Consider the following 23,805-nt stretch of genomic DNA (forward strand, 5'->3'; position numbering starts at 1 on the left):
TAATGGGAATTTATTTCCTTGTCTCCCTCTGCTCTCCAATCCATAACGGGAAATTGACATGACAACAACAACAGACCTCGATTTTCGTGCGCGCGAGGCACTACGTTTAATTGGCCCCGATCCCGACAACTGGGTGAGCGATCGCCCAGGCATTGACCACAATGTCACCATAGTAGGTGGTAGTGGTAGCGGTAGCGTCTTCGCATTTGCATTACGGCGTGCAGGTATTGGTCGCGTAACTGTCATTGATGCAGCTAAGGACGAAGCTCTGGCTGGCGTGTGGTTAACAAGAGCGCGGATGAAAAAGCTCCGCACACCAAAAAACCTACCTGGCCCAGAATTAGGGATACCAGAATTATCTTTTCAAGCCTGGTATGAAGCGCGACATGGTGCAGAGGCCTACGCAGCAATTGACCGGATTCCGAGAGTACTTTGGGCTGAGTACCTCAGCTGGTATCGGCAGTTTCTGGGTATTTCTGTGCGATACCAAACAAAGTTGGTGCGAGTTGAACCTGTTGATGATTTCTTTCGCCTGCACTTAGAGGTAAACGGTGTACCGCAGGTGGAGACTACACGCAAAATTATCTTTGCTAACGGTGTGGCTGGTACTGGTGGCCCATACATACCTCCAGTACTAACAGATTTACCACGTACACTGTATGCACATACCTCTGATTTAATTGACTTTGAAGCACTGCGCGGTAAAACTGTCGCAGTGTTGGGTGCGGCAGCTTCTGCTTTTGATGCGGCTGGGGTAGCGTTGGAATCAGGAGCCAAGGAAGTACATCTATTCGCACGGAGAGATGCGATCGCATCTTTACCAATCAATCGCGTGCGTGGCTATCCCGGTGCTTACTTCAACTATCCAGAACTATCCGATGCAGCTCGCTGGTTTCAAGCTTGGCGATTTCGGCAAGTAGGTTCGACACCACCACCTGATGCAATAGAAAGGGTAATCGCTTTTTCTAATTTTTACCTGCACCTGTCTGCACCTTGGAAATCTGCAAAGGATCAAGGCAATCGCATTGTCGCCCAGGTAAACGATAATGTTTTTGAGTTTGATTTTGCGATCGCAGGTACTGGTTACTTTGTTGACCCGACAAAGCGCCCCGAACTAGCCGACTTTTCACAGCATATTGCCCTATGGCGCGATCGCTATCAGCCACCAACCGAACAGCTCGACGACGATTTAGGTACTCACCCTTACCTTGGCAAAGCCCACGAATATTTAGAGAAAGTACCTGGTACTGCACCACACCTGAAAAATATTCATGTCTTCAATCCGGCTGGTTTTGTCAGCTTTGGTCTACCAATTGGTGATGTACCCAGCATTCGCCGAGACATACCTGCAATAGTGTCCTGCATTAGCCATGACTTATTCTTCGCTGATTGGGAACAGCATGAAGCACGCATTACTGGTAATAACATCGCCCCCGACTTTGAAGACTCATTGTACGCCGCAGCAGTTTGGAAACAGCCAGCTAAGGTAGGGACTGGGTACTAGGGAAATGACCGAAGCAATTTTAGATTTTAGATTTTGCGGAAAGTTGCAAGGAGGGTTTCCCTCCGTAGCAAACTTTTCAAGACGGATTTTGGATTAAATGAAAATTTGAAATCTAAAATATTTGGTCTCAAGCCTCTGGGTTAACCCAGAAGAAAAACAAAAATTTTTCAATGTTTAAGCCTCTTCTTCATAAGGAGAGGTTAATCCAAAAGACGCTCGCGGACTTGCTCTAAGCGTTCGCGGTAGCGTCTCGTAGAGAAGCTATGCCGTTGGCGAAGCCTCTCGAAGAGAAGGCTTTACGCTGCGCTATCGTCAATCCAAAATCCAAAATTGAATGACAATTTGAAACAAAAGCTAGACAACATCACCGCAGAATATCGAAGTGTTCAACTAAAGTGAAAACGAGACTTAGACTAGCCGATAAACGAGATGCATCACAAATGCTGGCAATTTATGCGCCCATTGTCCGCGAAACAACAATTTCTTTTGAGTTAGAACCACCTAGCGAAGTTGAGTTTCAACAGAGGATCGAGAGCTACCAACAGCAGATGCCTTGGCTAGTTTGCGAAATTAATGGTGAGATTGTTGGCTATGCTTATGCTAGTCCTTATCGTACTCGTGCAGCCTATCAATGGTCTGTAGAATCTTCCGTATACGTTGGTGAAAAATATCGTCGCCAAGGAATTGCTAAAGCCTTGTATACAGCACTATTGAAGTTACTGCAACTACAAGGATTTTATAATGTAGTGGCTGCGATCGCTTTACCTAATCCAGCCAGCGTAGCTTTACATGAAGCTATTGGTTTTGCGTCTGTTGGAGTCTTTCACCGAGTTGGGTTTAAATTTGGTAAGTGGCTTGATATAGGATTTTGGCAATTATCTCTCCAATCAGAGCCATCTTTCTTAATTAATCACCACAGTACACAATCTATCAATCCACCACTTTCCGTATCAGCAATCCAAAAATCGCCTTTGTGGGATGAAGCATTAACAACTGGACTATTGCAACTGCGAATTTAACTCAGTAAAACTCTGCGGATCTCTGCGCGAACTTTGCGTTCCTCCGCGTTAAAAAACCTTGCTTTCAAAAAACACCTAAAATATGTCAGAAATCACCAACCTCTCTGCATCCCAACTAATTTCACTATACCGCGATCACCAATTATCACCCGTTGAAGTTACCAAAGCTGCCCTAGAAAGAATTGATACTTACAATAACTTAGTTAACGCCTTTGCGATCGTAGATGAAAACACAGCTATTGCTGAAGCTCAAGCCTCAGAAGTTCGTTGGTTAAATGGTAATCCCCTGAGCTTTGTAGATGGAATACCCTTTACAGCCAAAGATTTATTGTTAACAAAAGGTTTACCCACACGGCGGGGGAGTAAAGCAATTAACGCCAATCAACCTTGGGAAGAAGATGCACCAGCAATAGCCCGTTTACGAGAACAGGGTGCAGTATTACTGGGAAAAACCACAACCTCAGAATTTGGTTGGAAAGGTGTCACCGATAGCCCTCTGACTGGTATCACCCGTAATCCTTGGAATACAGAACTTACCCCCGGAGGTAGTAGCGGCGGTGCGGCTGTGGCGGCTGCATTAGGTTTGGGAACAATCCACCTGGGTACAGATGGCGGCGGATCTTCTCGAACACCGGCGGCGTTAACAGGGGTATTTGGTTTCAAACCGACTTTTGGGCGTGTTGCTGGTTATCCCTCAGCCCATACTGGAACTTTGTTTCATATTGGCGTTTTGACTCGCACTGTTAACGATGCAGCCGTCACCTTAAATGCGATCGCTCATCCGGATGTGCGTGATTGGTATGCTTTACCAGATATACAACAAGACTATACTTTAGATTTAGATCAAGGTGTAGCAGGATTGCGAATCGCCTACAGTCCTAACTTTGGATACGCCGATGTCGATCCAGAAGTCGCCGCCTTAGTTAAAGTTGCAGTGGATGTATTTGCCAAACTTGGTGCTGTTGTTGAAGAGGTAGATCCTGGCTTCACTAATCCCCGCAGTATTTTTCAAACATTATGGCAAGCCGGTGCAGCCAAGTTACTACGTGGTTTTAGTGCAGAACAGCAAGCTGTAATTGAAGAAGGTTTACGGAATATCGCTCAAGAAGGCGATCGCATTACATTAGCAGAATATATCAGCGCTCAAGATGCACGGGAAGCATTAGGAAGACATCTGCAACAATTTCACCAAAACTATGATTTATTAATTACTCCCACCTTATCTGTAGCTGCTTTTCCCGTCGGACAAAATCGTCCGCCGTCATATATTGACAATCCCCAGCGCGATTGGTCACCGTTTACATATCTGTTTAATCTCACACAACAACCTGCGGCTTCTGTACCTTGCGGCTTCACCAGTAACGGTTTACCTGTAGGTATCCAAATTGTCGCCGCTAAATACCGAGATTTACTAGTATTGCAAGCCGCTAAAGCTTATGAAACGGTTTCACCTTTCGTTATGCCTTTAGACTTGTTTAAGGCTAGTAAAAAACTCTCGTAGTCATTGTAGTTGGGAAAAATATCAGTCGCACCTTCGTTAAATAATACTTGGGCTGCATTGTCTGAAGCGATACCAATAAATGCATATCCTAACTTACGTGCGGAACGAATATCCCAAACACCATCGCCAATGTAAACAACATCTGAGAAACTTTGATTGTAATAAATTTCAGATCGAGAATGGGCAATCGCCATTATCCCCTCTCGTGAATCGTCATCATCCGAAAATGCATAGGGAATATTATCAATAGGAAGGTGAGCCGATTTTAACTTGAATATTGCTGATGCAGTCCAACCGCCTCCCGCAAAGGCTACCTGATAGTCATCAGACGCAAGTAGCCTTTGCAACATATCAAATGCACCTGGTATGGCGTTGACTCCCCCATTTGCTTGTGCGCCATCAACGAGTAATTCTAAAAAACGCTGTTGAAATACTTCAACCTCTCTAGATGTAGGAATGCGAGCAAGTTTACTCTGACAGACTTCTTTTAAAATGCAAGCATCTGTGACATGTGTATATGATGTCCAGTCCCTTGATACTTCAGAAACAGCAAATACTTCAGACAATGCCTGTAAATATGATTCATCATCCAGGTGATTGGATTCAGTCAGAGTGCCATCAATATCAAACATTACTAATTTCACCATATTCACCGCAACGCATGACTAATCAATTAGCATTTGTCAAATCTATGCTGAAAATATAAAACTTTGATAGATCAAGTCTCATTTTGGGAATTTACATTACTTGTGTTCTGTCGATGGACATGAGATGCTAATTTATATTAAGTACGTTTAACCGATAAAATTACAGTATTTTATTTGTGAAAGCAAATAAAATATAGATTTGGTGCAGCTTTTAATCAAGGATGTAGTAGGAATTTTTTTGCAGACTTACACAATATTCGTGCGAGATAGTAGGGAGTGGGAACATGAATGTAAAATATTTCTTGTCCAGGCTAAGAAAACCCAAGGTTAAGCCGAAAATCTTTGCTGCGTTAGCAATGTTTTTTGCTGTATTATTGATTATTCCTTTATCACCACTTTCAGCATTTTCAGCTAACCCTAGCGCTAAAATTCAGTTTGTTTCCCCCAATTGGCTGGCAGAAAATTCTCAAGATAAAAATTTACGAATTTTAGATGTCAGGAATTTTCCTCTCGACTATATAGAGGGACATTTATCTGGTGCTGTAAATATTGCTGATACTGCTTTTCGCGGGCCAAGAGAAGGTTTACCCGTACAGTATTGGAATAACGAAAAGTTAGGACAAATCTTTGCCAATTCAGGATTAACAAATAATAGCCGCGTGCTTGTATATTCAGATGGTAGAGATGTTTTAGGGGCAACAATGGTTGCTTATTTACTAGAACGTTCTGGATTAAAAGATATCGCTGTATTAGATGGTGGCTATACAGGTTATAAAGCTGCTAACAATGTCACCAAAGAATTTCCGCAGTACAAAGTTGGTAAATTCCAAGTCAAAGATAACCCTTCAGTTCGCGTCAATTTAAATGATGTGAAAAAACTGATTGGTAAACCAGGAGTGACATTTATCGATCCTCGTCCTGAAAAGTTATTCCGAGGCGAAGAAAATATTTGGATACGCAATGGACATATTCCAGGGGCGCGAAATATTCCTTGGGTAACATTTATGGATGCCCAGAATCCTCACAAATTAAAGTCATTAGATGAGATTAAGAAGATTCTCGCTGATAAAAAGATTGACCCCAAAAATGATATTATTGTTTCTTGTAGCACCGGACGAGAAGCAACATTACAATATGTCGTCTTAAAGCATCTTCTGGGTTATCCCAAAGTCAGAATTTATGAAGGTTCTTGGACAGAATATAGCGCCCAAAAAGATTTACCAGTAGCTACTGGAGATGAGAAATTAACCTAATACCAAATCAAGAGAAATCCATGAAATATGCAATTTTGTTAATTGCAGCATCTCTCGTAACATTCTGCCCCATAGCAGATGTATTTGCAGCTAACAATCCTACTCAAGATAACTTAGTTAGCTGTAGAAGAAGTAAAGACCAACCACCAGAAAGTTCTACAAGCGATCGCTCTGGCGCTTAGTATAGTATTTGACCATTTCATAACGAATTAAATTTAGCAATACTCTGCTAACAGGTGTACTGACTCTGTGTCCCCACCGAAATAAGAGCGGCGGTTTCCGTCGCTCTTATTTCTTTGTAATTTTAACAAGATTACGAAACACCCCATATAAATTTGCTTGTCTTAATGCATAATCGGAAAATTTTTGCATCATGATGTAGATAGATTATACATTTCAAGTATTTTTTGATAGTAAGTAAAAGGTTAGTATAATATTGGACAGTAGGCTTATTTACGAGAAAAGCGAGTATGCGACAGTCAGCTTCTAGTTCTCAACAAAACCTTGCTCAAAAAATTGCAAAGTGGAAAGCTGGACTGGCTGACTTGGGAAAACGAAATCCTCTCATCAAATTTCGGCAAGATAGCCCTCGAATTTTAGAAATTCTCACAGAGGAACCAGATGTTCTCTTCAACAGTCTTACAGAAGAGAAAAAATCGCTACATTTTAAAATCGTTGATAGCGAATATCAAGATATTATTCAGTCGAGAAAAAATAAAGCATTACCATCTGAGAAATATCCTCTTGAATTAATTACTCGTCAAATAGGTAACGAGCAAATAAAACGGCTGAATAAATTGCGTCTTGAGGCGCGACGTTCATTTGAGGAACGAGGAGTAAATAGTCTATTTCTGGCGCTTGGAACGTTGACATGGTACGACAAAGATAAGCCAGAGGATGCTTTGCTCTCGCCACTAATTTTAGTTCCTGTGGAATTAATTAAAGAACCTAGAAGAGATGCTTATAAAATATCCGTCTTAGAGGAAGATGTTGTATTAAATCCAACGTTGGTACAAAAGTTAAAGCAAACTTTTGGGATTGAGCTTCCAGAGGGAGAAGCTATACAAACGCTAACTTATAAAGAAATTATTTCTGAGATTAGGGAGCTATTAGCAGAACAAAAGACATGGCAAATTAAAGAGAATGTATTCCTCTCACTGTTCTCTTATGCCAAAGCTGCAATGGTTCGGGATATTATCGAAAATGAAGCTCTAATTTTTGAACACCCAATTTTACAAGCGATTAGTGGTGATTTAACTAATTATCAGTCTAACTATAGAGAACCCCTACCTGCATCTGCTCTAGATTCACAAGTTAAACCTGAACGAACATTTCAAATTCTTGATGCTGATTCTAGCCAGCAAGTTGTGATTGAAGCAGCAAAAGCTGGTTCTAGCTTTGTAGTTCAAGGCCCCCCAGGAACAGGTAAAAGTCAAACTATTGTAAATATGATTGCGGAACTGATTGGCAATGGTAAATCAGTTTTATTAGTTGCAGAAAAAGAGACAGCGCTGAGTGTGGTTTATAAACGCTTGGCTGAATGTGGTTTAGATCATGTGTGTCTTAATCTTCACCATAGTGGTACAACAGATAAGCGAGAACTTGTAAATAATCTATCAAAAACTATTGAATACATTAAACAAATTGATAGTGCAGAAAATAATCACCTTTTCTTTGAAAGGCTTGTTTCTACTCGTCAATCGCTAAAATTATATCTTACTAGTTTACACACTAAAGAAAAACCTTTAGAAAAATCACCGTTTGAGATATTTGGTGAGCTTTTGAAAAAAGAACGCGAAAGAGTTCCCAGTATCAATGTCAGCTTTTCTAACTTCAGTCAATGGAATCCTAGCAGATTACAAGAAGCAAAAAATTTATTAAATCAATTAGCGCAATTCCTGCCTTTCTTTAAAAGAGAAAAAACAACTATTTGGGCAAAAAGTTCTCTAGATTCTTATTCCTTTGAAATGGAATTGCAAATTACAGAGGAAATAGAGGAATTTCAGCAAGCAATTTTTTCAGTCCAAAAGATTAATCAAGAATTACAAGAGATTCTACAAGTTCAACCTTTGTTGAATTTAGAGTCTCTCAATAGGTGTTATCCAGCCCTAGAATACATACGAAAAGCTCCATCCAATCTGCCAGAAAACTGGACTGGAGTAGATATATCAATTGCTCAAGATGCTTTCATTATTCTGCAAACAGACGTTCACGAGATTGAAAAAAATAAGCTTTCGCAAGAAGCACAAAATCTGCTGAGTCGTATTTCTTCATTTCTACCATTTTTAAGAGGAGAAAAAACAACTATTTGGGCAGGAAGTACTTTAAAGTCTTGCTCTGAAACACTGGAATTAGAAATAAATAATAAAATCAATAAATTTCAACAAGTAGTTTCTTTAATTCAGGAAACTAGTCAACAGCTTCAAATAATTCTTAAGCTTCAACCTTTATTGAATTTAGGAGACTTAGAAGCTTGCTTTCCTGCACTTCAACATATATTGAAAGCTCCAAATAATTTACCTGATAACTGGACTGGAATAGATATATCAACTGCTCAGAATACTTTTACTATTCTGCAAGCAGATTTTCAAGAGATTGAAAAAAATAAACTTTCGCAAGAAGCACAAAATCTGCTAACTCAGATTTCTTTATTACTACCATTTTTAAGAGGAGAAAAAACAACTATTTGGTCACAAAGTACCTTAAATTATTGCCCGGAAAAGCTAGAACTAGAAATAAATAATCAAATCAATGAATTTCAACAAGCAATTTCTTTAATTAAGATAACTAGTCAACAGCTTCAAATAATCCTCCAGCTTCAGCCTTTATTGAATTTGGGAGATGTAGAAGCTTGCTTTCCTGCACTTCAACATATATTGAAAGCTCCAGATAATTTACCTGATAACTGGACTGAAATAGATATATCAATTGCTCAGAATGCTTTCACTAAGTTAAAAACGGATGTCACATTTCTAAAAGAAACTGAGCCATATTTAAAGCAAAAATATTATCCTGAATTTTTCTCCGCAGAATTACCTGCTTTAGCTAATAGATATCAGAAATACAGCCGCTTTTGGTTTCTTCGAGTTTTTAATCCCAGATATAGGCGTGATTTCAAGCTTTTAAAAAAACTAAGCATTAAAAAAGGACAGATTTCCCACAACGAATTAAAACGTGATTTGGCACAAGCTGTTCAAATACAAGCTGCACGCAACAAGCTATATCAAATCAATTACCCAGCACGTAAGGTTTTTGGCTCTTTATTTAATCCAGAAGTTTCTAATGAAGCAGAATTAAAAGAAATTGAACAAGCTTTAAATTGGTTAATTGGCTTACAAAAGTATTCGCTGGCTGCTGATTCTGTCCAGCATATTGTAAATTCCCCCTCTGGGCGGCGCGAACTGGCTGAATTAGTTAAAAAACTTGAATCTCTCCTTGAAGATATTAGCCGAGGAATGAATTTCTTATTTTTATACTTTAATGAGAATGATATTATTGGGCAATATCGGCCTCACAATCAAATTTTATTTACCGAACTGGCAAATTTTTTAAACATAGCTCAATCCAATTTACCCGACTTCCGCAAATGGTTAACGTATAAAGAAATCTATGGGCAATTAGAAAGTTTAGGACTCCAAGATTTCTTAAATGCTTTGCGAGATAACAAACCTAATCCTATTGAGTCTGTACAAAATAAGTTAAGTCATATTAACTACCAGCCTCGTCAGGTTTTTGGCTGTTTATTTAATCCAGAAGTTTCTAGTGAAGCAGAATTAAAAGAAATTGAACAAGCTTTAAATTGGTTGGCTGGCTTACAAAAGTATTCGCTTTCTACTGATTCTGTCCAGCGCGTGATAGATTCTCCTGCTAAACGGCGTGAATTGGCTGAATTAGTTAAGAAATATGAATCAGCCCATAACAGTATTAGGAAAGGATTAGATTTCCTATTCTCTCACTTTGATGAACATGACATCACAGATTCTTACCTACCTCGTAATCAAATTACTTTTGTTGAACTAGAGACATTCCTAAACTTGGCTCAATCTGAACTACCTTATTTTCAAGAATGGCTAACCTATAAAGAAACTTACCAGAAAATTGAAAAGCTGGGTAATGATAAATTCTTGGATACTTTGCGTGACAACCAGATTGAGCCAGAAAAGTGGTTTCCAGTTCTCGAGAAACGAATTTATCAAATATGTCTTGATGCCATCCTTGCCAGAAAACCTGAGTTAAAGAATTTTAACTTTGAAGTACATGAACGACAAATCAGCGAGTTTTCTCAACTCGATTATAATCAACTAGATACTGCTAGAAAACGTCTAAAACAGCTTCATGTGCGACGCTGGCAAAACTGGGAAAAGACTCCGCTTTCTCAAGCTGAGTTGCCAAATTTGAAAAGAGAAGCGACTAAGAAAAGACAACATTTGCCTATACGTAAACTCCTCAACAATACACAAAAGGGGATACCAAATTTAGTTAAAGCCTTAAAGCCTTGCTGGATGATGAGTCCACTTTCAGTTAGCCAATATATCGATGCAGATGTAGTACATTTTGATGTACTCATTTTTGATGAAGCATCTCAACTTCGGACAGAGGATGTAGTTCCTGCAATTATCCGTTCTAATCAAGTTATTGTGATTGGTGATAAAAAACAACTTCCTCCCACATCATTCTTTTCAACCGCCAAAGACAGCGAAGAAGATAGTAATGATGAGGATGATGCAAGCTATGAAAGTGTTTTGGATGAATGTTCAAATTTTATGTTTGGGCGAATGCTGAAATGGCATTATCGCAGCCAAGATGAGCGTTTAATAGCTTTTTCTAATAAGCATTTTTATGACTCTCAGTTAGTTACATTTCCAAACCCAGTTCAAAATCCAGATTTGGGAGTGTGGTTTAAGCACGTTCCTGATGGTGTTTATGATCGCGGTAAACGCACAGATAATCGGCATGAAGCACAAGTAGTTGCTCAATTAGCGTTAGAGCATTTTCAACGGTGCCCCGAACAATCTCTTGGTATTATTGCGTTTAGCGAAGCCCAAGCGGATGCGATTCAGGAGCAAATTGAGATTTTAGGCAAAGAACATCCTGAGTTGGAGACATTTTGCAGCGATAATTCACCGCAATACTTTCTTAAAGCACTGGAAAACGTCCAGGGTGACGAGCGAGATGCAATTATACTCAGCGTCGGCTATGCTCGTGATGATCAAGGTAAACTTTTTCTCAACTTTGGCCCCTTGAATCGCCAAGGTGGAGAAAGACGGCTTAACGTAGCTGTAACGCGGGCAAAAAGTAAAATTACGCTGGTTTCTTCCATCCTAGCTGGTGACATTGATTTAACACGTTCTCAAAGTAAAGGTGCAAAAGCACTACGTGATTACTTGGAATACGCAGCAAGTGGTGGAGAACGACTGCAAGGAAACTCTTACACGGATAAGCTTCATTTTGACTCGCCGTTTGAAGAAGATGTTTACCATGCTTTAGTGCAGCAAGGATACACTATCCGCACTCAAGTTGGATGCTCAGGATATCGGATTGACCTTGCCGTAGTCAATAACAATTGCCCAGGAGAGTTTTTACTAGGAATTGAGTGTGATGGTGCATCTTACCATAGTTCACCGACTGCCAGAGATCGCGATCGCCTTAGACAACAGGTGCTAGAAAGGCTAGGTTGGAAAATTTACCGGATTTGGTCAACAGATTGGTTTCGTAATAAACCTAATCAAGTGCGTCTGTTGATAGAAAGAATCAAACAACTTGACAAATAATCATTTGGTTAAGGGGGAAAGGGGAAAAGGGAAAGTTTATACCAATGCCCAATGCCCCATCCCCCATGCCCCAAAATCACACTGTAACTAATTCCCTCCTAACAACTGCTGACTCAGGTTTGACCCAAATATTATCTAGTCCACCACTGAGTATTCTGTATTGCTGATTGGGGTCTTGTTGGGGATAATCTTCCCGTTTATGCATTCCTCTGGTTTCTTGGCGTTGCAAACCACTGTTGTACATCCAACGAGCGGTAGCAACCATCGCCGCAGCTTCGCGCGATCGCACAATTTGGCTATCATCTGGAGTTTGACTGTTGCGAATCTCTTTCCACAGGTGATTGAGTCTATCTAAGGATTCACTCAAACCAGTTGCACTGCGGAAGAGGTTGCGATCGTAGGGGAAGACTTCTGCTTGCGTCGCGGCGATCGCATCTTCTGGCGATACATGATGATTCCCTGCACCTTGCAATCCCGCTTCACCAACACTGCGAACACTCCGCAAGCTAGCTTTCTCACCCAAACTCAAAGCATAGGTAGCTGCCGATTGTCCAGACCAGTAGCCTGAAGACATAGCCCAAGCTGCATTGTGGCTACCTCCACCTGTGAAGCCACCACAAATCAACTCCCTAGTCGCCGCATCTCCCGCCGCATATAGTCCACTCACTGAAGTTGCACAGGTGTAATCTGCAATCCTAATCCCACCTGTACCGCGCACAGTTCCCTCTAAACGTAGAGTTATTGGGAAACGTTGGGTAAAGGGATCAATTCCAGCGCGATCGAAGACCACAAAGAAATTCGCCTGAGAAGACCGCATCCAAGCTTTAGTTTCCTCATCCATATTTTGGTCGAGGCGGGCATAAACTGGCTGAGTCAGCAAAGTTTTGGCAATTACAGAACGACCGCGTTTAGAACCTGCACCCTCAATTACCGTACCATCTTCATAGGTAAAAGATGCCCAGTCATAATAACGAGTCTTGGTAACTGAAGAAAACGCCGGAGAAATTGCATAAGCGTTAGAAAATTCCATACCAGAGAAATCTGCACCAGCTTCAGCCGCCATTAACAAACCATCTCCAGTTAGCACATTACAACCCAGGGCTTTACTTAAGAAAGCACAACCACCAGTAGCAATTACAACTGCCCCAGCTTTGACTGTCCAGCGTTCCCCAGATTGGCGATTGATACCTCTAGCGCCAGCCACAGCGCCTTCTGCATCCAGCAGCAACTCTAAAGCCGGACTATGATCTAAAATTTTGACACCTGCTTGCTTAATCTTTTTCCGCATAAACCGCATATAATCCGGCCCCTGTAAAGAGCGACGGATAACTGTACCATCGGCATCAACGCGGAAAGGATAACCCCAATCTGCAAGCGAATTAATATTGTCATAGGTGCGATCCAAGACACGAGTCATCCAATTGCGATCGCACAAAAATCCACCCATCGCCTCCCGACTCGCCATAGCAGCTTCTCGCTGTTCTGCATCTGGTGGAACATACCACACACCATTCCCCGATGCTGCGGCTGCACCACTTGTACCGCAATAACCCTTATCAGCCAAAATCACACTTGCGCCACTACTAGCTGCACTCCAAGCCGCCCAAGTTCCAGATGGCCCGCCCCCAATTACCAATACATCTGCTATCAAATTGAGATGAGAAATATTCTCTAAAGACCCTTTACCAATAGAACTATTCACAAAATCTACTCCTGACATTTATTTAGACAGTAACTCGTACATTTTTCTCTGCGCCTCTGCGACTCTGCGTGAGACAAAACCTAAATTAGGAAAATGGATAAAGAGTCAAGATAATAGCAATTCCTTAAAATTCAGTAATCGATTCAGCCCTTAAAACCTAGATGATGCAGAACTTTCTGAATTTTGACTTTTGAATTTGTATTGCCTTTTTCCCTTTATCCACATACAGCGAGAGTAGCTTTTAGCAGAAATTTAAAGATTAGGAACCTGCCAATCTTTAATATCAAAATCTGACCTCAATAATTTCTGAACGGTTAAAAACTGCTTTAACGTTTTAACCCTTCTTACTGATAGAGATGATCCTGACTTATTTAAAAATACTGTTTATTGACCAATTAAACGGGGTTTAATTTAGGAGTATTGCATGGCTATGTGTAAAATTCAAGCCTTTAGACAATAAAATATCAGATTGTATAAATTTATGTAAGACCAATATTTAGTTTTACTAAATAAGTTGTTTTCTAGGACAGGTGCTGGATTTGACGTTATTTTCAGCTTACTAGCAGCCTCTTCCCCGATTCTGAACTCAGGTTAAGTTACATATCCTTAATCTTGACTAAATACATGGATTTACTGGAGAATAAGTCTCGCTTATGTCAGTCAAATCCTTTTAGTAAGGAGATAGACCTTGAGTAACGAAAATCTTACACTCAAGAAAATAAAGAACGAGATCAGTGGTACGGTGTTTTCTCTACCATACTACGTAGCTCAAGAGCAGGGCTATTTTGCCGATGAGGGGCTAGATATCGAGTTCGTCCAACGAGGGTCAGGCGATCGCTCACCCGGTATCCAGCTGGTTGATGATCATCGGTTGGTAAGTTCTTTTGGTGGCCCTTCGCTGTTCGAGCAAGGTGAAAGTAGCCTCTATCGTGCTTGTGAATGGGGACAAGTACGTCGTACTTATGATAGTTCCCGTGGTGGACAAGTTGTGGCAAAACGTGCGGCGATCGCTAGCCAAGCAATTATTGTCCGGCCAGACTCCCCCTACAATATCCCACAGGATTTAGCTAACGTTCCCGTGGGCGTGAACTTTCACCACGGCTCCCACTATATCGCTATCCAAACCCTTGAAGGTTTCTTACCCAAAGAGGAAATCAAAGTAGTACATATAGATGGTGGTGGCGATCGCAAACGCTTCAACCGATTTGTAGCTCTACGTGATGGGTTAGTTGATGCAGTTGCAGTCATGGAGCCTTGGATTACAGTAGCCGAAAAACTAGGCTACAAAATCATTGCCGAGGCTCACTATGTAGGGTTGGAAATTGGTAGTCCAGAACTAGATCAAGAAACCTTCGAGGCGATCAATAAGGCAATCCGTCGAGCAGTGAAGGATTTACAAGCCGATCCCATCCGCTATGTGAAGTATCTCATTGATGACGTAGCCGAGGATATTGTACGCCTTGAGCCTTCAGACTTCCGTCGTAACCGACTACGCTACGTAGATCCAGCACCATACCCAGAAGCCGACTTCCGTCGTACCTACAATTGGATGGTAGAGTGGGGACTCATCGAGCCTGATGCCACTTTCCAACAGATTGTTGATAACCGAGTTGTCGCGCTGACATAGTACTGAAAAAGGGTCTAGAGACTAGTACCACCGTAAATTCAAAATTCAAAATGAATATAGCGTTAGCGTTTCATTTATTTGGGATATAGCGTTAATACCAATTTAAACAAAGAATGCGACAGATTGTAGGAGCAAGGGCATTGCCTTGCCCTCTAGAGTATAGTTATATGTCGCAAACATTATTTGATTTGGTATTATTTACGCCGTGATGTACTAGTCCTATAGCCAAGCTAAATACACACACATAAAAGTTGGGGCAAGGAGCATTTAAAAATTCAGAATTTCAGATTCAGAATATCTATCTGATAGTAATTTGAAAAAAGAATGCAACAGATATACAGCAGATGATAAGTTGGCGAAGTACAGATAATTGTAAGTGCAAGGCAGTGCCTTGCACTTACCTCCTTTACCTAAAATAGGCTGTATAGTCTGAAAATTTGCTGATTTTTTTGCTTTCTTAATTTTGAATTTTGAATTATTTGCCTCAATCTTTTCTTATTGAAATCGCTCTTGAATCTCCCAATGTATACACGTAGAAACTTTTTTAAATATGCTTCCATAGGAGCAACCACCGCTCTAGCTACAATGGGTTGGGACAGCATAATTCAGCCCGCAGCCAGTCAGGGAACTATTAATGTCAAACTGGGATCAGTAACTGGTATTAACTCCATTGATGTTTGGATTCCCGAAGATTTAGGTTTTTTCCAAGCTGCTGGTTTAAATGCAGAAGTAATTACATTTCAAAGCAGTGCCAAAATGCGAGATGCTTTGATTGCTGGAGAAATTGATTTCTCGGCACAAGCACCTTTACATGTTTATCTATCTCGCCTGAGAGGTGTGCCTTTAAACGTTGTAGCTAATCGTCGCAATCTTGTTGATACTTCTTTAGTTGTACGTTCTGATTTACGCTCTCAAATTAAGTCAGTTGCTGACCTTAAAGGTAGAAGAATTTCGGCAGGTGAAATTGGTACTTGGAGTTGGGCAGTATTAGTCAAATATCTGCGTCAAAATGGTCTGAGCGATAAAGATGTTGAATATGTGCAAAGTACAACTGCATCTACCTATAGCCTGGTAAAAACTCGTCAGGCTGATGCAGCTATTGCTGGTGCGCCTGATTTGCACAGATTACTTAAAGAAGGAACAGTATTTCAACTACTAAATGCTCTCGATCCCAAGGTGCATCAAAAATATTTTGGTGCTAGGGAAGCTATGACTCGTGCATGGCTCAGTCATCAGCGCGTCACTGAGCAAAAACCCGAAGCAGTTAAGAGGTTGATTGTTGCAGTCAATCGTACTTTCACATATATGCACCAAACTCCACCAGAACAAATCCTCAAAGCAGTGGGCAAACGCTTTGATAATGCGAATTTAGATGCAATTTTGACAGGTCTTCGTACTGAACTCAAGCGCTCAGTTCCCAAAAATGCCTCGATTAGTCAGTCTGCATATCTTGCCGATCAAAAAGTATTTTACGACACGGGAATTATTAAGAAATTAGTTCCCTATTCTCAAGCAGTGTTCGATAAATTTGCTGGAAATAGAGCATAGTTAACAATTCAAAATTCAAAATTCAAAATTCAAAATTAAGAAACTATAAAGGAGGTTAGTCTTACTAATTCATCATACCCAATGCCCAATGCCCCATGCCCCATGCCCAACTCAATGATTGAAACTCAAAATCTCTCCATTTCTTATTGGAGTAAAAATAAGCGGATTGAAGCTTTACATGATGTTAGTTTGAGCATCAATGCTGGTGAATTTGTCACACTTATTGGCCCTAGTGGTTGCGGTAAGAGTACCTTATTGAATGTGATTGCAGGGTTAATTAGTCCTGGTACAGAGGTACAAGGGACTTTTAATACTAGTGGTATCAAACAAATTGGCTACTTGTTTCAAAAGCAAACTTTGCTACCCTGGCGCACAGTTTTAGATAATGTTACGGCTCCTTTAGAGATTCGTGGTGTATCGCGAACTGAAGGGAGAAGAAAAGCCTTAGCGCTACTGGAAAAATATGGTTTGTCTGGTTTTGAACATAGTTTTCCCAGAGAACTATCGGGAGGTATGCAGCAGCGTGTGTTGCTGATTCGGACGCTGATTTATGAACCCGATGTAGTGTTGCTTGATGAACCTCTGAGTAGTCTAGATGCTCAAACACGCGCTTTGTTACAGGATGAATTCTTGCGATTATGGCGTGATACAGGATGTACCTTTTTATTGGTAACTCATGACCTGGATGAAGCGATCGCACTTTCCCAAAGAGTATTTTTATTAAGTTCACGTCCTGGCACAATTGTCAAGGAATTTGAGATTAATTTACCAAAAGATAGATCTGCGATCGCAATTCGCACTGATTCTCAATTTCAAACTATCCAGCGTGAGATGTGGTCAGATTTAACTAAACAGGTATTACAACAACAAGACCAAGGATTCGCACTCTTTCAACGCTAACAAAGAATAACATGAGAACCACCCGCAATAAGAGCGTATCTGTCGGACAATCTGCGCTTTCTGCTAATCGTAAACAGACAAAAATTTCTGGTTCTATTCCCAACACAATTACCTGGGGTCAACGCATAATACAATTAGCAATTCAACTCACTCCTTTAGTAGTAATTTTAGTTATTTGGGAACTGGGTACAGGCGCGTTCAGCTTTCCGCAATTTATTGAACCTGCGCTAGTTGGTAAACCTAGTCTAATTGTCAAAGAATTACAGCAACTATTTGCTGAAGGCACAGTATTTAAACATATATTCGTCACCTTTCAAGAAGCAATGGGTGGGTTAATTTTAGCCATGACTGGAGGTATAAGTTTAGGAATTTTATTAGCTTATTCTCCACAAGGAGCAATTATAACTTTACCTTACGTCCAAGTCTTTAATTCTATACCTCGTATTGCCCTAGCTCCCTTTTTTATTGTCTGGTTTGGTATAGGATTACTCTCCAAAATCTTGCTTGCAGCTTTAGCCGCTTTTTTTCCCATCTTTTTTACCACATATCAAGGACTTCAGAGCATAGAACGCGAATTAGTTGCAGCATTTCAAGTTATGGGTGCTAATCGCTGGCAAATATTAAGGATGGTTGTATTACCTTCAGTTCTAACTTGGGTAATTGCAGGAATTCGTACAAGTTTAGGTATGGCTTTAGTCGGTGCGCTTGTAGCTGAATATATCGGTTCTACTAAAGGTTTAGGCTATCTTTTAATGGCAGCACAAGGAACATTGAATGTTGATAAAGCTTGGTCAATATTAATAGTTTTAGCATTTATTAGTGTTTTACTCGATTGGGGCGTTCGGATTTTAGAAGCGTATCTTTTACGCTGGCGACCTAATTCTAGAGAATTATAAGTTTATGAAATAATCAATAATTGGTGTAGAATATCTGGCGATCGAGAAACATAATGTCAAATTTATATATTTTTTTGTTGCAAAATATTCAACTTGTCGTCATAAACACGGACACAACCAATAGTCCAACATATATGATACTTACTTGTTGCATTTTCTAACTTTCCTCTTGCCAATTGTAGGGTGGGTAGTGCCCACTCTACTTTCCAAATAACTGACTGCTTTAGTGTCTAAAAAATACTAAGGTAAATCTACCTATGGTTTTAGTTAAAAACAAAAGCCAAACAATAAATTGCTGAATCTGAACCCAGAAAAAACTTGAAAAAATATCCAATTTACTTGTGAGTTCATTACATATTTGAGTCCAAAGTATATCTCATGAAAACACTTCCTACCTACGACCCAACATTATTTGAGGGTGCTGCTGAAAGCTATGCTCAATACAGAACCAAGTATCCATCAGAGGTATTTGCTAAACTCACCGAAATCTTTCATATTAACGGACAAGGAAGACTTTTAGATTTAGGTTGCGGCCCTGGTTTAATCGCAATCCCTCTCAGCAATCAGTTTCAGGAAGTAATTGCTGTAGATCCCGATCCAGATATGATCGAAGAGGCTAAACGCCAAGCCCAAATCGCTGGGAGAAATAATATTACCTGGCTTGAGCAAGGTGCAGAATTAATTAATTCTAGTTTGGGTGAATTTAAACTAGTCACTATTGGTAGAGCTTTTCACTGGATGCAACGTGAAATTGTGCTTGAGCGTATTTATGAATTGCTCTCTGATGATGGTGGATTTGTACTGCTCAATACTAATGAAAATCCTTGGGAAAGTTCACTTCCTTGGAAGCAAGCTGCAATCAGAATTGTCAAAAAATGGTTAGGTGAGGAAAGACGAACTGGACAGAGAGGAAAGGGTATTCGCACTCCTGTAGATCCTCCTCATGAAGTTCTAATTGCTCAATCAGCTTTTGCTCGTCAAGAAGTATATGAAGTCTCGTTTGAAAAGAGTTGGACAGTTTCTAGCTATCTTGGTTATTTATACACTACAGCTTTTGCTCTCAAAATTTTCTTTGGTGACAATGTAGAGCCTTTTGAAGCAGATTTGAAACAAGCATTACTGGAAGTTGAGCCTTCAGGAAATTTCACCGAAGAGATTACAGCATCACTGCGAGTTGTTTGGAAGCATTAAATTTTCACGTTCCTAATTCATAGGAACAGAATATTTAAATCTGTAGATACGGAAAAATCAAGGTAAAAAAAGATGAGCAACACTAATTCTACTACTACTACCGCAACTAATGGTTTTGCCCAAGCCGTGCAACCTATTTCTAACCAAGTTATCACCACCGATACTCAAGGTTTGGTTGCAGGATTTGTGAATATTCCTGTCAAAGATGGCGAAATTCCCGTTTATAGAGCGCAACCAGACACAGGTGACAATTTCCCGATTGTCCTGGTAATTCAGGAGATATTTGGTGTACACGAACACATTCAAGATATTGCCCGTCGCTTTGCTAAGTTGGGATATTTAGCGATCGCACCGGAATTATTTATCCGTCAGGGTGATGTGTCAAAATTAAGCAATATTGACGAAATTCGCCCGATAGTAGCAACAGTACCCGATGCTCAGGTGTTATCTGACCTTGATGATACTATAGCTTGGGCTGTCAAATCTGCGAAAGGAAATGGCGATCGCGTCGGAATTACAGGCTTTTGCTGGGGTGGTCGGACTACTTGGCTATATGCTGCACATAACCCGCAAATTAAAGCAGGTGTCGCATGGTATGGGCGACTGCTAGGCGATACAACAGAACGTCAGCCTCAGCATCCCGTTGATGTCGCCTCTAAGCTAACAGTCCCAGTTCTCGGACTCTATGGCGGTCAGGATGCAGGTATTCCCCTGGATACAGTAGAAAAGCTGAAAGAACAACTCAAATCTAGCAGCAGTAAATCTGAAGTCATCGTTTACCCCGATGCACCCCACGCCTTCTTGGCTGATTATCGCCCCTCTTACCGAGAAACAGAAGCTAAAGACGGATGGGAGCGCCTTCAAGCTTGGTTTAAGCAGCATGGATTGTAATATCTAGCGAAATAGCTAATTTTTAAAGTTACAGATGAGTACAGAAGCGATTTTTGTGGCTCATCTGTATTTTTTGCTTACAAAAGAGTTTGTTAATAGGTGACCTGGATAAAATTGGGCAGCAGGGCCGGGAATTACCGCCCATTGTAAATCGTAGGGTAATCCCTCCAGCACCCCAGAGGCGGCAACAGTTTCTTGTAAAGCGTTATCCTGCTGTCCGACGATGAGCTTGACTCGCCCATTGCTAGCACTCATAGGTGCAGCCGTGACTGAAGTTTTACCATTTTCGCTTTTTTTCAAGTCACGGCAGCTAACGATCGCTCCCGCAGTTAATACGCCCAGGGATACGAGAACATCCCGCCGGCTAAATTTCATGATGAGTTCTCACCTGTCAGCGCCTCCTCTAGAATATAGACTTCTGCCCAATTAATCCGCACCAACCAAGCAGCTGTAATCGCCGCTCGAACTCCATCTGCATTATCGACTAAGACAATACGAGAATTTCTGGTTCCTACCCACTGTCCTGTCTGCTGTACCAGCTGTCCGCCGGGTGCTAAACGCGATCCGGGTAAATGTCCGGCTGCAAATTCTTCTTGTCCACGGACATCTAGTAAATAAAGCGATGGCTGCGCCAACGCCAAGGGCGAACGCAATCCAGCATCTTGCTCATTTTGGAAATGGTTCAGGGTTTGCTTGTCTATTGTTTTTAGACCAAAACGTGCTTTTAGTCTATTAGCAGCAGCAATTGCTTCTTCTAAGGCAGAACCAGTAGGTAATGGTGCAAAATTTGACTTCCCAGAATCTAACTCTAAGCCTTCTATCAGCCACGCCATTGTGCCGTTTTCTAGGGATGCAACTTTGTTGGGTACACCTGCATCAATCAGGGCTTGAGCGCCAATGATACTGCGGGTTCTACCAGCACAATTCACTACTACTAGAGAATTGGGGTCTTTGACAACCTCGTGAAAGCGGTAAACGAGTTCAGCACCAGGTAATGCGATCGCACCAGGAATACTGAAGTTTTGAAATTCGGGAAGAGTGCGGCTATCTAAAACTACAATATTATCGCCAGCATCGATACGAGACTTGACTTCACTGACTGACAGGTGAGGCGTACTGTAGAAATGTTCGACAAATTCACCGAACGCTTTGCCAATTACATTTACCCCTGTGAATAGCTCATATCCAGCTTCTCGCCATGCCGCAGTTCCACCACTGAGAATGCTAATGTTGCTATAGCCCAGTTCTGCAAGCTTTTTGGCTGCACGTTCTGCAAGTACATTATCCCCTCCATCGTAGAGGACAATCCGAGTATTACGGCGCGATACTAAGGACGCGATCGACAATTCCAAATGGCTAAGTGGTAGCGATACACTCAGAAGGATATGTCCATCACGGGAATGTACACCAGTCTCGCGAACATCGAATACTGCAAGTTCTTCTCCATCTACGAGTAGTCCCCGCAGTTCCAAAGGTGTGAAGCGCCTAAAAGGTGTATCATCCTTGTCTAGAACGGTGTCAAGTTGAGTTGTGGAAGTCACGTCGCTTCGCTCCGAATTCAAAATTCAAAACTTGTACTGAGCTTGTCGAAGTATTCAAAATTCAAAATTACAATCCCCAAATAATCTATAAACTACTAATAATCTACCGATATACCGTAGATTATGCTCCCAAATTTCCCACAAGTTGTCAATTTGTTGTAACAATCAGTAAGCTTTTAGAAAATGGGCATGGGGCATTGGGCATCTGTGTCAACTTAAGGCAAAACCCAGTTACCGCAAGGAACTGAAGTTTCTTGCTAATAGCCAAAGTCATCGTCAGATTCCTCAATATCCTCAAAATCTTGAGTCTACTTCAGTAGGGGCGGGTTCACAGATATGCTCCAATAATTCACGACTATCTCGCTTAACCCGCCCCTACTTGGGTTATGAGCCTGAGAATTCATTCTCAGGCGGGCGACAAAGCTAAGTCCAAGACTATTTTTAGCTTAAGTTCATTGATTTTCATGCCCTTTTTGTGCGATCGCTCACATCAGAGTCTAGAAAAAGGCTCCTGTGGGTAGAGGTGTACCGTTGATTTCGTAGTTGCCGATCGCACGCGCTTTGAAAGCAGCTGGATTGTGGGAAGATAGGGTGCGGGCGTTGCGCCAATGACGATCTAAATTCGAGCTTTTTTTAGTTGTGGAAGCGCCACCAACCTCAAATAACAAGGTAGTTGAGCGCAATGTCAATTCATCGACAACTAATTTAGCTTTGGTTGTTCGCAAAGAAGCTGCGAGGGAAGCAGCTGATTCATCTTCGCCTTTAGCGCGGGCGGTAATAATTTGATCAAGTCCATCGGCGGCTGCTAACACGATCGCTTCCGCAGCAAAGGCGTTGGCGGAAATTTGCCCTACTGTTTGCTGGATGAGTGGATCGTCTGCTGCTTGCTCGGCTACAGCATGGTAGAAAGTTCGGGGTCGTTTGTGGACAAGGTTTGTAGCATCGCGCAGCACGTTACGAATAATACCTGTGTTAACAGCAGTTAAGAACAATTGCGGAATCGTAGCGTTGTAAGTAAGGAGACTGTTATCTGCATCCGTATCAAAAACTACTTCATCTGCCTCTATGCGAACATTTGTGAATGTTGTAGTTCCTGTACCTGTTAGGCGTTGTCCAAAGCCATCCCAATCGTCTACAAGCTCAACCCCTTCGCGTTTAGTGGGTACAATCGCTGTTGCTGGAGTGCCATCGGGTGCTAATAGGCGCACAGCAACGAAATCTGCATACAAACTGCCAGTACTGTAATATTTTGAGCCATTGAGCCGATATCCACCTGCTTCTGGTGTGAGTTTCGTATTCAATACTGTGCCACTACCAGCTCGTTTAACTTCTAGTTCACTACCAGCAAATCCGAAGAATGCACCATCAACAACCGCCTTCAGCCAGCGACGATTTCTGTCGCTGCGTTCAGATCGCAAAATTCGCTCAATTACAACGAAATGATTGCGGATAATATGAGCAACGTTGGGGTCAGCATCTCCCAGGCGAATTATGACTTCAAACAGTTCGCGTAAAGTGCTACCACCGCCACCTTCAGCTACAGGGACTCGCAATGCACCCAAGCGCGATCGCCTGAGCAGGTCGATAATATCAAAAGGCAAAATGCGATCGCGATCGCGTTCCGAAGCACCCAGAGCAATAAAATCAAAAAGCTGCTGGAGTTCCGGCGAGTTGGCTTTTACAGGGGTTGTAAACTCGAAGGTTTTATCTGCAAGTTTCTCTGGACTCTTAATCATTATTTCTCTCTCTAAATATCGTGGGGAAAATCTACCATTAGCGACTGATGGGTAAATCCAAAATCTAAAATCCAAAAT

General features: G+C 41.4%; 17 protein-coding genes. 12 read left to right on the forward strand and 5 right to left on the reverse strand.

Translation table 11 applies throughout. The features are described 5' to 3' along the window. Window positions 1-58 precede the first annotated feature (58 nt). The 3 genes from AACU25_RS32605 (at window position 59) to AACU25_RS32615 (ending at window position 4,024) form a co-directional block, all read left to right on the forward strand. Entirely contained in the window at window positions 59-1,504 is a 1,446-nt protein-coding gene (locus AACU25_RS32605) for an NAD(P)-binding domain-containing protein (RefSeq protein WP_096582807.1), read from the forward strand. Window positions 1,505-1,899: 395 nt separating this feature from the next. After that, window positions 1,900-2,523, forward strand: a complete 624-nt coding sequence (locus tag AACU25_RS32610; protein ID WP_096582809.1) for an arsinothricin resistance N-acetyltransferase ArsN1 family B — start codon at window positions 1,900-1,902, stop codon at window positions 2,521-2,523. 82 nt (window positions 2,524-2,605) lie between these two features. After that, the gene (locus AACU25_RS32615; RefSeq protein WP_096582811.1) at window positions 2,606-4,024 is read left to right on the forward strand and encodes an amidase; all 1,419 of its coding nucleotides are present in this window, start codon (window positions 2,606-2,608) and stop codon (window positions 4,022-4,024) included. Here AACU25_RS32615 and AACU25_RS32620 read toward each other — a convergent pair. Next, window positions 3,958-4,656: an HAD family hydrolase gene (locus tag AACU25_RS32620; RefSeq protein ID WP_096582813.1), complete on the reverse strand. Its 699-nt coding sequence runs from the start codon at window positions 4,654-4,656 to the stop codon at window positions 3,958-3,960. The two genes, AACU25_RS32615 and AACU25_RS32620, sit on opposite strands and share 67 nt — an antisense overlap. A gap of 299 nt (window positions 4,657-4,955) precedes the next feature. Here AACU25_RS32620 and AACU25_RS32625 point away from each other — a divergent pair, with 299 nt between their 5' ends. From AACU25_RS32625 to AACU25_RS32635, 3 genes are all read left to right on the forward strand, one after another. Further along, the gene (locus AACU25_RS32625; RefSeq protein ID WP_096582815.1) at window positions 4,956-5,924 is read left to right on the forward strand and encodes a sulfurtransferase; all 969 of its coding nucleotides are present in this window, start codon (window positions 4,956-4,958) and stop codon (window positions 5,922-5,924) included. Window positions 5,925-5,944: 20 nt separating this feature from the next. Continuing rightward, window positions 5,945-6,106 (forward strand): hypothetical protein, encoded by a 162-nt coding sequence (locus AACU25_RS32630; protein ID WP_190445672.1) that lies wholly within the window; start codon window positions 5,945-5,947, stop codon window positions 6,104-6,106. 288 nt (window positions 6,107-6,394) lie between these two features. Continuing rightward, the gene (locus AACU25_RS32635) at window positions 6,395-11,695 is read left to right on the forward strand and encodes a DUF4011 domain-containing protein (RefSeq protein WP_096582817.1); all 5,301 of its coding nucleotides are present in this window, start codon (window positions 6,395-6,397) and stop codon (window positions 11,693-11,695) included. A gap of 76 nt (window positions 11,696-11,771) precedes the next feature. On the opposite strand, the gene AACU25_RS32640 is transcribed toward AACU25_RS32635, so the two are convergent. After that, window positions 11,772-13,397 (reverse strand): FAD-binding protein, encoded by a 1,626-nt coding sequence (locus tag AACU25_RS32640; RefSeq protein WP_321206619.1) that lies wholly within the window; start codon window positions 13,395-13,397, stop codon window positions 11,772-11,774. Window positions 13,398-14,085: 688 nt separating this feature from the next. Here AACU25_RS32640 and AACU25_RS32645 point away from each other — a divergent pair. The 6 genes from AACU25_RS32645 (at window position 14,086) to AACU25_RS32670 (ending at window position 20,450) form a co-directional block, all read left to right on the forward strand. Next, entirely contained in the window at window positions 14,086-15,024 is a 939-nt protein-coding gene (locus AACU25_RS32645; RefSeq protein ID WP_096582821.1) for an ABC transporter substrate-binding protein, read from the forward strand. A gap of 522 nt (window positions 15,025-15,546) precedes the next feature. After that, window positions 15,547-16,572 (forward strand): ABC transporter substrate-binding protein, encoded by a 1,026-nt coding sequence (locus AACU25_RS32650; protein WP_096582823.1) that lies wholly within the window; start codon window positions 15,547-15,549, stop codon window positions 16,570-16,572. Window positions 16,573-16,686: 114 nt separating this feature from the next. After that, window positions 16,687-17,472, forward strand: a complete 786-nt coding sequence (locus AACU25_RS32655) for an ABC transporter ATP-binding protein (RefSeq protein ID WP_321206618.1) — start codon at window positions 16,687-16,689, stop codon at window positions 17,470-17,472. Between the two features lie 11 nt (window positions 17,473-17,483). Further along, window positions 17,484-18,368: an ABC transporter permease gene (locus AACU25_RS32660; RefSeq protein ID WP_096582825.1), complete on the forward strand. Its 885-nt coding sequence runs from the start codon at window positions 17,484-17,486 to the stop codon at window positions 18,366-18,368. A 378-nt stretch (window positions 18,369-18,746) separates the two neighbouring features. Then, on the forward strand, window positions 18,747-19,559 hold the full coding sequence (locus AACU25_RS32665; RefSeq protein ID WP_096582827.1) for a class I SAM-dependent methyltransferase: 813 nt from the start codon (window positions 18,747-18,749) through the stop codon (window positions 19,557-19,559). Window positions 19,560-19,631: 72 nt separating this feature from the next. Beyond that, complete coding sequence (locus AACU25_RS32670; protein ID WP_096582829.1) at window positions 19,632-20,450, forward strand: dienelactone hydrolase family protein; 819 nt, start codon at window positions 19,632-19,634, stop codon at window positions 20,448-20,450. A 60-nt stretch (window positions 20,451-20,510) separates the two neighbouring features. Here the strand turns inward: AACU25_RS32670 and AACU25_RS32675 are convergent, their stop codons facing one another. The 3 genes from AACU25_RS32675 to AACU25_RS32685 form a co-directional block, all read right to left on the reverse strand. Then, complete coding sequence (locus tag AACU25_RS32675; protein WP_096582831.1) at window positions 20,511-20,825, reverse strand: hypothetical protein; 315 nt, start codon at window positions 20,823-20,825, stop codon at window positions 20,511-20,513. Next, window positions 20,822-21,991, reverse strand: a complete 1,170-nt coding sequence (locus AACU25_RS32680) for a rhodanese-like domain-containing protein (RefSeq protein ID WP_190445671.1) — start codon at window positions 21,989-21,991, stop codon at window positions 20,822-20,824. The genes AACU25_RS32675 and AACU25_RS32680 overlap by 4 nt, the downstream gene beginning before the upstream one ends. Before the next feature lie 497 nt (window positions 21,992-22,488). Continuing rightward, window positions 22,489-23,727, reverse strand: coding sequence for an acyl-CoA dehydrogenase family protein (locus AACU25_RS32685; RefSeq protein WP_096584363.1), 1,239 nt, complete (start codon window positions 23,725-23,727; stop codon window positions 22,489-22,491). Between the last annotated feature and the right edge of the window lie 78 nt (window positions 23,728-23,805).

Origin of the sequence: Tolypothrix tenuis PCC 7101 (assembly GCF_963874875.1) — a bacterium.
Lineage (GTDB): Bacteria > Cyanobacteriota > Cyanobacteriia > Cyanobacteriales > Nostocaceae > Aulosira > Aulosira tenue.